The following is a 10,317-nucleotide window of genomic DNA, read 5'->3' on the forward strand; positions in this document are numbered from 1 at the left end:
CGGAGTCGATGGCGTGGGAGCCCGGACCGGTGCCCCTTGAGCCACCGCCGGTCCACACCGTGGGTCACCGGGCGGCGAGTCGGGCCTGCCGGAGCAGGTACTCGCGTTCCGGAATGCTCGCCGTCTGCCGCGCCGCGGCCTGGTAATGGGCGACGGCAGCCTCGTGATCACCGGCTTGGTGGAGCAGGTGGGCCCGCACGGCGGCCAGGCGGTGGTTGCCCGTCATCCGGGGATCGGAGTCGAGCGCTTCCAGTAGTGTCAGGCCGGTCCGGGGCCCGTGGACCATGGCGGCGGCGACGGCGCGGTTGAGCGTCACGACGGGATTGTCGTCGAAACGCTGGAGCATGTCGTACAGGTCGAGGATGTGCGGCCAGTCGGTGTCTTCGGCACGGGCGGCCTGGCTGTGCGCCGCGGCGATCGCCGCCTGAATCTGGTAAGGACCCGGTCGGCGGTGCGCCAGTGCCGCGGCGAGCAGCGTGATGCCTTCGTGAATGGTGCGGTGATCCCAGCGGCCGCGGTCCTGCTCTGCCAGCGGCACCAGTTCACCGGCGGGGCCGGTGCGCGCCGCCCGCCGGGCGTCGGTGAGCAGCAGCAGCGCGAGCAGGCCGGCGACCTCGGCGTCGCCGGGGCGGGCCCGGTGGACCGTACGGGCCAGCCGGATCGCCTCGGTGGCCAGGTCCGTGCGGTGCAGGGCGGCGCCGGAGGTCGCCGTGTGCCCTTCGTTGAAGATGAGGTAGAGCACGTGCAGCACCGCCCGCAACCGACCGTCGTGGTCGTGCCGGGTGGGTGGTTCGAACCTGGCGCCGGAGTCCCTGATGCGCTGCTTGGCCCGGCTGATCCGCTGTGCCAGCGTCGCCTCCGGCACGAGCAGGGCATGGGCGACCTCCGCCGTGGTCAGCCCGCCCACCGCTCGCAGGGTCAGGACGATCTGCGAGGCCGCCGTGAGCGCGGGATGGCAGCACAGGAAGAACAGCGTCAGGGTGTCGTCGGACGCCTCGCCGGTGTCGGCCGCCGGAGCCAGCCAGTCGGCGGGTGGTACCTGCGCCGCGAGTGTCGCCTCGCGCCGCAGACGGGACTGCTCGCTGCGCAGGTGGTCGATCAGGCGTCGGGAGGCGACCCGGATCAGCCAACCCCGCGGGTTGTCCGGTACGCCTTCGGCGGGCCACTGCGTCGTCGCCGCCAGCAGCGCCTCCTGGGTGGCGTCCTCGGCCTCGTCGAAGTGCCCGTAGCGGCGCGTTACCGCTGCCAGGACCTGTGGCGCCAGTTCGCGCAGCAGGTCATCGCTCATCCGTGCACGGGCCGCAGTTCGACGCGGGTGGACACGACGCCGGCGAACCGGGCTGCCAACTCGACCGCACGGTCGTGGCTCGCCACATCGATGATGCCGAACCCGGCGAGAAACTCCTTGGTCTCGGCGTAGGGCCCGTCGGAGACCACCGGCGTGCCGCCGCGCAGGTCGACCGTCTGTGCGCGTGCCGGCTCGGACAGCCCGAAGGCGCTGACCAGCTCGCCGGTGGCGGCCAGTTCCTTCTGCAACGCCTGCATCGCTTCGAAGTGGGCGGCGATCTCCTCGGGCGACATCGCGTCCGGGCCGGTGCCGGCCAGTGCTTCCCAGGCCGACGGGCCACCGTAGGTCATCACCATGTATTTCACCGTCACCCTCCGCGTTCGCTCGATCGGACATTGATACCAGATCACAACGATCGGATTCGGCCGGCGGCCCGCGCACCAGCGGGTGCGGTGTGCCCTCCGCGCGCCACACGTTCCGCCGGCTGCCCACAACGCCGGCCTTGTTCCCCGCCGGCCGCCCCCATCCTCCCGGCGCCTCCGTCACCGGCGGAAAAGATCTTGGCAAAGATTCTCGACCGGCGTGTAGAGAACGGATGGCCGGCTCCGACGTCCCGGGTACAACGACGATCCGACGAGGAGAGCCCGATGACCACCAACGTCACCACCCGTCCCGCCAGCCGCCCGACCGGTCGGCGCCGCACCGGATCGATCGCCCGGTGGATAGTGCAGGTGTTCCTCGCCGTGCAGTTCGTCTCGGGCGGGGTGCTGAAGCTCATCGGCGACGCGCGGATGGTCGACCTGTTCACCGACATCGGTGCGGGGCAGTGGCTGCGCTACCTGGTCGGCGTGTGCGAGGTGGCCGGCGCCCTCGGTCTGCTGGTTCCGCGGCTGGCCGCGCTGGCCGCCCTCGGCCTGGCCGGGCTCATGGCCGGAGCCGTGGTCACCAACGTGCTGATCGGCGCCAACCCCGCGGTGCCAGCCGCGTTCCTGCTGCTCGCGGCGGTCGTCGCCTACGGCCGCCGCGCTCAGCTGCGCCGCCCCACCCCCACCCGTTGACACCCCAACCGTTTCACACGCCCGACCCGTGAAAGGAATCACCGCCATGACCGACGAGATCCTCGGCGGCGCGCCGTCCGCCGGCACCCCCCACCCGACCCTGAAGACCCTCGACGTACTGGTCGGCACCTGGCACGTCTCCGGGCCCGGGCACCATGGCACCGTCACCTACGAGTGGATGCCCGGCGGCCACTTCCTGGTCCAGCGCGTCCACCTCGTCCAGGGCGACGACACCACCTCCGGTGTCGAGTACATCGGACACGACCCCGCGAGCGGCACCCTGAAGTCGCACTTCTTCGGCAGCACGGGAGAGATCCTGGAGTACGTCTACGAGGTCGCCGACCGCGAGTTGACCATCTGGTTCGGCGAGCCAGGCTCGCCGGCGAGGTATCGCGGGACCTTCGACGCGGAGGGCACCAGCGCCACCGGAGCGTGGGCCTGGCCCGGTGGCGGCTACCAGTCCACCATGACCCGCGTCCATCCCGCCATCTGTTGACAGCCTGGTGGGGCGGTGTCTCTCAGCGGGAACGCCGCAGTGCCGAGGCCGTGACGGTGAGCACGGACAGGGCGACCAGCGACAGGCACGGTCCGAAAGCCGTCCACGGGGCGCGTTCCACGTACGGCATGCCCTCGGACAGCACGAGGCCCCAGTCCGGGGTCGGCGGTTGCGGACCGAGGCCGAGGAAGCCGAGTGCCGCCAGGGCCAGCGCGATGCCCGGGATGCGCAGCAGCGCGTGGCGGGTCAGCGGCCCGAGCACGCCGGGAAGGATGTGACACCACAGGATCCGGGTCCGTCCGACACCGAGCACGGGCAGGATCGCCACGTACGGCTGTGCCCGTGCCTCCACGACCAGAGCCGCGGTGTGCGCTGCCAGGGGCGCCCAGCCGACCAGCAGCACGGCGGCGGCAGCGGCCCCGGTCGACGGGCCGGTGACCGCGACGACGAGCAGCCCGGCCAGCACCGGCGGCGCCGCGTTCGCCATCTCGATCGGGCCGGTCGCCGCCCGGGGAAGCAGTCCGACCACGAGCCCGATCAGCAGGCACGCCGCGCACAGCAGCAGCGCGGTGCCGATGGTCGTGGCCGCGCCGTGGCCCAGCCGGGCGAGCAGGTCCCGCCCGGAGGCGTCGGCGCCCAGCGGCAGGTCCCACGAGGGAGCCGTCAACCGGCCACGGTCGGCGGCGTACGGGTCGCCGGCCAGCCCGGCGACGACGAGGACGGTGAGCACGAGCATCGCCACGCCGGTCGTGATCCACAGGCCGCGGTGCGGCGCCGGGGCGTGCGCGGCCACCGGCAGGGCGCCGGAACGCAGCGCGGGGCCGAGCATGGCACGGCGCAGCAGTTCGACGCCGATGCCGGCCACGACGCCGAGAACGAGCAGGATCAGCACGCCGCCCTGCAGCACCGGGAGGTCCTGCGTCTGGGCCGCGCCCAGGGTCGCCCGGCCCAGCCCGGGAACGGCGAAGACCCGTTCGACGGCGACGCCCCCACCGGTCAGGCCGATGAGCACCAGCCCGATCTGCGGGAGCAGCGCGGGCAGCGCCCGCCGGAGCAGGGCGGCCGCGGTACGGGCACGGCCCGCCCCGGCGGTCGCCCAGGTGATCGTCCACGGCTCCCCCGCGGCACGGGACACCGCGTCGGCCAGGAGCATCCCGATCAGCCCGCCGGCCGGGAGTCCCAGCGCCAGCGACGGCAGCACGGCGTGGTGCGCCGAGTCCCACCCGTACGGCGGAAAAGCGCGCAGACCGACCGCCCCGACGATCAGCAGGACCGAGGCGAGCAGGAACTCCGGCAGCGCGGTGAGGGCCGCGGCCCCCGCCCCGCCGCTGCGTCGCGGGGTGCCGCGCAGCGCCGTCCGGAGCGCGGGCAGCGTCAGCAGCCCGGCCACCACGGCGGCGACCAGCCCAGCGAAGGCCGTCAGGGTCAGCGAGACCCCGGTGGCGGTGAGCAGGTCCGGCAGCACGGGCCGGCCGCTGACCCAGGACGTGCCGAGGTCCCCGCGCGGCAGACCGGAGAGCCAGCGGCCGAGCAGCGCGAGCGGTCCCGCGTCGAGGCCGAGTTGCTCGCGGACCGCCGCCAGCGCCTCGGGGGTGGCCTCCCGCTCGGCGGAACGCCCACGCAGCACGGTGAGCGCGGGGTCGCGCCCGGACAGCCAGGGCAGGACGCCGACCAGGGCGATCACCGCCCCGGCCGCGCCGATCCGGGACAGGGCGGCCACCCCGGGAAACGGCCGGGGCGCGGCGTTCAGAAGGCGTGTGCCGGTCACGCTGGCGCGGTTCGGGCCGTGATCAGCGTACGCTCGCGCGAGTCGCGCTCCACGCCGGTGAACGCGCCGGACTCCCCCTGGATGACCCGTTCGTGCAGCAGCGGGATCGCGGCGTCCGACTCCAGGATCAGCTTCTCCGCCCGCATGATGGCCCCCTGTCGCTGCGGTCCGGCCGTGGTGGCCGCGGCGGTCCTCAGGGCAGCGTCGATGGCCGGGTCGCAGAGCTGGGCGATGTTGAACGAGCCCTCGCAGGAGAAGTCGCTGTACATGTAGGCGACCGGGTCGCCGGAGTCCAGGACGGTGGCGCGGGACAGGACGAAGGCGTCGAACCTGCCGGCCAGGGCGTCGGCCTCGATCTGGGCGTACTCGCGTACCTCTTGGCGCACCTCGAAGCCGACGGCTTCGAGCTGCTGCTGGAGTTGCACGGCGACCTCGGGCAGCTCGGCCCGGTCGGTGAAGGTGGCCAGCACGATCGGGGTGCCGTTCACCTTCTTCGCGGCGGTGTTCTCTCGCTCGAGGCGTGCCTCGGCCGCCCAGGGCAGAGCGGGACCGAGCAGGCCGGCGGCGACGTCGGCGCGGCCCTCGTAGACGGTGTCGACGATCGGTTCGCGGTTGATCGCCTGGCGGGCGGCGGCCCGCACGGCGGGGTCGGCGAACGGGCCCTTCTTCGTGTTGAGGTACAGCGTGTTGGTGCGGGGCATCGGGACCTCGAACACCTTGTCGGCGTCGAGCAGACCGGCCTGCGACACCGGGACGGCCTCCGCCACGTCCACCGTGCCGGTCCGCAGCGCCGCCGCCCGCGCGGTGGCGTCCGGGACGAAGCTGACATCGATCCCGGCGGCCTTCGCGGGCCCGCCCCAGTAGCCGTCGTATCGGTCCAGCTTGGCGGTCGTGGTGTTACTGGAGATCAGCTTGAAGGGGCCGGTGCCGTGCCCGGCGGGGTTGACCACGCCGTTCGCTCCGTAGGCCGCGGTGGACAGGATGGAGAGCTGCGGACTGGACAGCCGCTGCGGCAGCAGCGGGTCGGTTTCCCGGGTGGTGACCAGGACCGCCTTGTCGGCGGCCGCGGGGTCCGGCTGCACGGTCAGCTCGACGCCGTCGAGGATGCGGGGCTTGGGGCTGGCCCTGGTCGCCGCGGTCAGGGCGGCCACCACCGACGCCACGGTGAGCGGGCTGCCGTCGTGGAACGTGACCCCGTTGCGGATCTCGAACCGCCACGTCTTCGGGTCGTCGAGCGGGGTGAAGGCGGTGGCGAGGGCGGGCTGCGCGATGCCGTCGGCGTCGAGGGTCACCAGGGTCTCGGCCGTCGACCAGCGGGACAGCTTGAACGCGTCGTCGCTGAACGGGGTCAGCCCGCTGCGCGGCGGCAACAGCATCGCCACCGAGATCCGGTCGTCGCCGGTGGCCCCGGCGGTGTCGCCGCCGGCGTTGAAGCAGCCGCTCAGCAGCAGCACGCCGGCAACGGCGGCGGCGAGGCGTAGGCGGGTTGAAGGCATGTGACTCTCCGATGGGTAGGGGGATTCCGGTGTTTCAGGCCGGGAACCGGGGCACCGCGGCGAGCAGCGCGCGGGTCTCCGGATGTTCGGGTCCGGCGAGCAGGTCGCCGGTCGGGCGGTCCTCGACGATCCGGCCCTCGTGCAGCACCGTGATCCGGTCGCACAGGGCGGCCGCCGCGGAGAGGTCGTGGGAGACCAGCAGCAGCGCGGTCCCCTGGGTCTCGGACGCCTGGCGCAGGGCGTCGACGACGTGCGCCCGCAGCGGGGCGTCGAGGCCGCTGACCGGCTCGTCGGCGATCAGCAGTCGCGGCTCGGGGCTCAGCGCCCGGGCGATCGCCACCCGCTGGGCCTGCCCACCGGAGAGATCCCGGGCGCGGGCCGTCCGCAGGTCCGCCGGCAGCCGTACGGCCTCCAGCGCCGCCACGGCCACAGCGGTGAGCCGGGCCCGGTCGGTGACCCCGCACAGCCGGCGAATCGGCTCCGTGACGATGTCGAGGACCCGGGCGCGCGGGTCGAGCGTGGACCCGGGGTCCTGCGGCACGTACTGGACGACCCGGCGGAACCAGCGCAGCCGGTGAACCGGTCCGGGCGTCACGTCCCGGCCGTCGCAGCGGATCGTCCCGGCCTCCACCGGTTCCAGGGCGAGCAGCGCCCGTACCAGAGTGGATTTGCCGGACCCGGACCGGCCGACCAGCGCGACGCGCTCACCCGCGGCGACCGTGAGATCGACGCCGTCGAGCACGGGCACGGCGGCCGCCGAGCGGTGGGACGGCGGGTAGGCGTGCCGAAGCCGGTGGCACTCGATGACGGTCATCGGCGTGCGGCCAGGGCGTCCGTCGAGAGCCGGGCGGCGTCGACGAGGTCACGGGCCCGGGGATGCCGGGGGTCGTGCAGCACGTCGAGGGCCGGGCGGTCCTCGACGACGCGCCCCTCGTGCATTACCGCGATGCGGGTGCACAGCTCGGCGGCGATGGCGAGGTCGTGCGTGATGAACAGTAGCGCCGGGCCGTCCGGGCCGCCGGTACGCTCCCGCAGCAGCCGCACGATCGCGGCCTGGGTGACGACGTCGAGGGCGGTCGTCGGTTCGTCGGCGATCAGCAGTGGCGGGCGGGCGGCCAGGGCCACGGCGAGGCAGGCGCGTTGGCGTTGCCCGCCCGAGAGCTGGCTCGGGTAGCGGCCGGCGACCTGCTCTGGGTCCGGCAGGCCCACGGCGGCCAGCAGTTCGAGACGCGCCCGCCGGGTGTCGGCGCGTCGGACGTCGCGGTGCAGTGGCAGGGCGACCTGTTCACCGATGGTGACCAAGGGGTGCAGTGCCAGTGCGGGGTCCTGGAGCACCGCAGCGGGCCTGAGCGCGGCGCCGCGGCGGGCGCACGGGAGACCGCGCACCTCCTCGCCGGCGATGCGGATGCTGCCGGCGGCGACCAGGCCCAGGGGCAGGACACCCAGCACGGCCTTCGCGGTGAGGCTCTTGCCGGACCCGGAGGCGCCGACCAACGCGACACGCTCGCCCACCGCGCACGTCAGGTTGACATCGGAGACGAGTACGCGACCGTTCCCGCGTACCCGCAGGTCGGTTGTGGTCAGAACCGCCTGCCCCACCTAACCTCCAGAAAATGAGATCCGTTTTCGTCGTCCGCGTGGCCTGCCGCCCGGCCGTGACGCCACAGGCCTGACCCCTCGAGCCCTGGAGGTTACAATGAAAATCGTTGCCAACAAAATCGTGGCGTCACCCGACCCACGTGTTCAGGTTCTCGAACCCACACATCCAGCTCTCGTCGCAGGCACCCGCCCGCCGTTGGCCTGTCAGTCCCCGAGAGCCATCCGGCGGGCGCCGACGGGCCAGAGGATCGTGGTCGGGATGCCGTAGCGCCGCGCCCAGTCGACGGTCCGGTCCGTCGACGCCGCGTGGCAGCCAGGTTCGCCGTCCCACACCGCCACGAGTCGCTGCACCCGTCGCACCATTTCCCGGTTGGCGGCCACGTAGGCGGCGGTGTGCGAGCGGTCGTAGCCGGTGTGGACGACCGCCGCCGCCCGGGCGAGCAGCTCATCGAAGGCCGTCCGGTTCTCCGGGCTGATCACGGCGGTCCGGTAGTCGCGGGCCGGGAGAATCACCTCGTGCGTGCCGCCCATCTCCAGAATCGTGCGCACGAAGACCTGATCCGCACCGGCCGCCAGGCAGGTGACGCCGTGCACCGGCCGGTCGCTGATCCGGCGCAACTCGACGCGGAGCGCGTCGGCGACGAGCAGCTCGGTGTCGCGGGTCAGGTTGATGTGCCCGGTCATGCCGACGCGCAGCGGTGCGGGATCAGCCGGCATCCCCCGGTCCTCTCCGCTGCGCGGGCACCGCGGGTGCCAGCCGGATCAGCTCGAACCCGCTGTCGGACAGCACGTCGGGCAGCGCCCGGATCTCCTCGCGGTTCTGCTCCTGGACGTCAGGGGGAAGTTCGTCCCACGGCCGCAAGGCGGGATGCCGCCGCCGGGCGTCGTCGCGGGGCTCGCCGTACGTCCAGCCCTCCCCTCGCCGTTCCCGGCACCACCGTTCGTGCTCGAGGCGGGCGAGTTCCTCGATCCGGTCGTCGATGACCTGCCCGGCGGCGGAGGCGTCGCGGGTGCCGCCACGCCGGGGCGCCACGACACACCCGAGATTCAACAGCTTCGCGGCGATGTCCTGGACGTGGGCCCGGTTCGCGCGCCGCAGCGACTCGGGCAGTCGCGACCAGTCCACCATCGCCGGCGCGTCGCCGGGGCGCACCCCGGCGCCCTGCTGGGCCTGGAGGTACCGCTCGTGGATCAGCCGGGCCAGCCGCTCGGTGAGGTCCTCGGCGATCAACCGGGCATCGCAGGCGCGGGTCAGCACCGGATAGAGGCGGAGCTTGCCGTGCACCTCGTCGAGCAGGTCGTGGCGGGAGTCGCCGTGGAAGGCGGCGGCGAGCGCTGCCTGCTGGTAGACCGGCACGAAGACGGAACTCTCGGCGCTCTGCCAGAGGGCGGGCGTGTCCAGCACGAACTGCAGGCCGCTGGTTTCGTCCGGTGCGCAGACGTAGATGCGGTCGTAGCGGCCGCGGTCGAGCTGGTCGAGCCCGACGAGGCCGTCGAGGTCCAGGTTGTGCGCGGTGAGCCGGCAGACGGTGGTCAGGAACGGGTAGCGGGACGCCGCGACGGCGAGTTCGGTGTCGGCGTCCGGGGCCACGAGGTCCACCCGCAGGGGTGGCACGAACTGGCCGGGAGGGGTGTCGGCGTGGCGTGCCCGCCAGTGCCGAGCGGTTTCCACCAGGAGGGCTCGGCGGAAGGTGCCGGTGCCGGCGATGAGGACCTTGGTGGGTCGGCCGGTCGCGTGTGGCAGCGGGTGGTGCCGGTGCAGTGCGCGGGCGGCGACGTCGTCGACGTGGAAGTAGTCCAGCCGCAGCCGGCTGGATCCGGCGGCGCCGAGTCGTCGGGCCTGCAGTGACAGGCACATCTCGGAGTCGTGGACCAGGACGTAGACCCGAGGTGGTTGCCGTCGGTCCTGGATGAGCCGGCTGGCGGTGTTGGCGATGGCGTGGTTGCGGTCGTCGTCCTCGCTGCACGCGTAGATGGTGTGGGCCCGGGGCAGCCCGGCGCCGCGCAACACCTGGGGGCTGGCCGGGTCGCCGATGACGCCGAGATACCGGCGTAAGCGGTACTCCAGCGGTCCGAACGGCTCGGAGCGCACCACGACCACGCGCTCGCCGTCGGCGAAGAGCCGGTCGGCGAGCATGTGGGCGAACTGGGAGTCGCCGCAGACCAGGACGTGACCACGGGACCGCCGGGCCCGCAGGCGGCGGCTCTCGGCGGCCAGCAGCAGCCGGCTGGCCTCGGCCACGGCGAGGAGGGTGAACAGCGGGGCCGCGAACCGGGCGACCTGCAGCTGCCACGGGTACGGTCCGGCGTCCTGGAACGGTTCGGCGCCGAAGACGAAGAGTTGCAGGTCGTAGTAGAGCACGTCGTACGGGTCGTGCGCGGTGTCCGGCCGAGCCTGGAGCAGGCGCTCGAAGCCGACGTAGCCGAGAATGAAGGCGGCCAGTCCGATGACTCCGAACACGACTCGAAGCCACCATTCGACCAGGCGGCGCGAGCCGGCGACCGGGTCTGTCATGGCCCTCATGATATTTGACGAGGTCGATCAGGGCCGCGCTCGGCGCACCCGCCGACGCGCTACCAGCTCGGGCGAATTGGCGGCGGGGACCCGCTCG

General features: G+C 73.2%; 10 protein-coding genes. 2 read left to right on the forward strand and 8 right to left on the reverse strand.

Going from position 1 to position 10,317, the window contains the following annotated elements:
* Positions 1–64: 64 nt before the first annotated feature.
* Together ACZ6O2_RS14350 and ACZ6O2_RS14355 are read right to left on the reverse strand one after the other, a co-directional pair.
* Positions 65–1,288, reverse strand: coding sequence for an RNA polymerase sigma factor (locus ACZ6O2_RS14350; protein WP_466023126.1), 1,224 nt, complete (start codon positions 1,286–1,288; stop codon positions 65–67).
* Positions 1,285–1,644: a YciI family protein gene (locus ACZ6O2_RS14355; protein ID WP_350704486.1), complete on the reverse strand. Its 360-nt coding sequence runs from the start codon at positions 1,642–1,644 to the stop codon at positions 1,285–1,287. Before ACZ6O2_RS14355 ends, ACZ6O2_RS14350 begins: the two co-directional genes overlap by 4 nt.
* A gap of 291 nt (positions 1,645–1,935) precedes the next feature.
* Here ACZ6O2_RS14355 and ACZ6O2_RS14360 point away from each other — a divergent pair, with 291 nt between their 5' ends.
* Together ACZ6O2_RS14360 and ACZ6O2_RS14365 are read left to right on the forward strand one after the other, a co-directional pair.
* Positions 1,936–2,346 (forward strand): DoxX family protein, encoded by a 411-nt coding sequence (locus ACZ6O2_RS14360; RefSeq protein ID WP_466023127.1) that lies wholly within the window; start codon positions 1,936–1,938, stop codon positions 2,344–2,346.
* Positions 2,347–2,392: 46 nt separating this feature from the next.
* Positions 2,393–2,842: a hypothetical protein gene (locus ACZ6O2_RS14365; RefSeq protein ID WP_350704489.1), complete on the forward strand. Its 450-nt coding sequence runs from the start codon at positions 2,393–2,395 to the stop codon at positions 2,840–2,842.
* Positions 2,843–2,864: 22 nt separating this feature from the next.
* Here the strand turns inward: ACZ6O2_RS14365 and ACZ6O2_RS14370 are convergent, their stop codons facing one another.
* The 6 genes from ACZ6O2_RS14370 to ACZ6O2_RS14395 all read right to left on the reverse strand — a co-directional run bounded on the left by ACZ6O2_RS14370 (position 2,865) and on the right by ACZ6O2_RS14395 (position 10,220).
* Positions 2,865–4,610, reverse strand: a complete 1,746-nt coding sequence (locus ACZ6O2_RS14370; protein WP_466023128.1) for an ABC transporter permease subunit — start codon at positions 4,608–4,610, stop codon at positions 2,865–2,867.
* The gene (locus tag ACZ6O2_RS14375; protein WP_466023129.1) at positions 4,607–6,106 is read right to left on the reverse strand and encodes an ABC transporter substrate-binding protein; all 1,500 of its coding nucleotides are present in this window, start codon (positions 6,104–6,106) and stop codon (positions 4,607–4,609) included. The genes ACZ6O2_RS14370 and ACZ6O2_RS14375 overlap by 4 nt, the downstream gene beginning before the upstream one ends.
* Before the next feature lie 34 nt (positions 6,107–6,140).
* Positions 6,141–6,920 (reverse strand): ABC transporter ATP-binding protein, encoded by a 780-nt coding sequence (locus ACZ6O2_RS14380; RefSeq protein ID WP_466023130.1) that lies wholly within the window; start codon positions 6,918–6,920, stop codon positions 6,141–6,143.
* On the reverse strand, positions 6,917–7,705 hold the full coding sequence (locus ACZ6O2_RS14385) for an ATP-binding cassette domain-containing protein (protein WP_466023131.1): 789 nt from the start codon (positions 7,703–7,705) through the stop codon (positions 6,917–6,919). The genes ACZ6O2_RS14380 and ACZ6O2_RS14385 overlap by 4 nt, the downstream gene beginning before the upstream one ends.
* Positions 7,706–7,909: 204 nt before the next feature.
* Positions 7,910–8,422 (reverse strand): hypothetical protein, encoded by a 513-nt coding sequence (locus ACZ6O2_RS14390; RefSeq protein WP_466023132.1) that lies wholly within the window; start codon positions 8,420–8,422, stop codon positions 7,910–7,912.
* On the reverse strand, positions 8,412–10,220 hold the full coding sequence (locus ACZ6O2_RS14395) for a RyR domain-containing protein (protein ID WP_466023133.1): 1,809 nt from the start codon (positions 10,218–10,220) through the stop codon (positions 8,412–8,414). Before ACZ6O2_RS14395 ends, ACZ6O2_RS14390 begins: the two co-directional genes overlap by 11 nt.
* Positions 10,221–10,317: the final 97 nt, after the last annotated feature.

Source organism: Micromonospora sp. NPDC048040 (assembly GCF_055587185.1).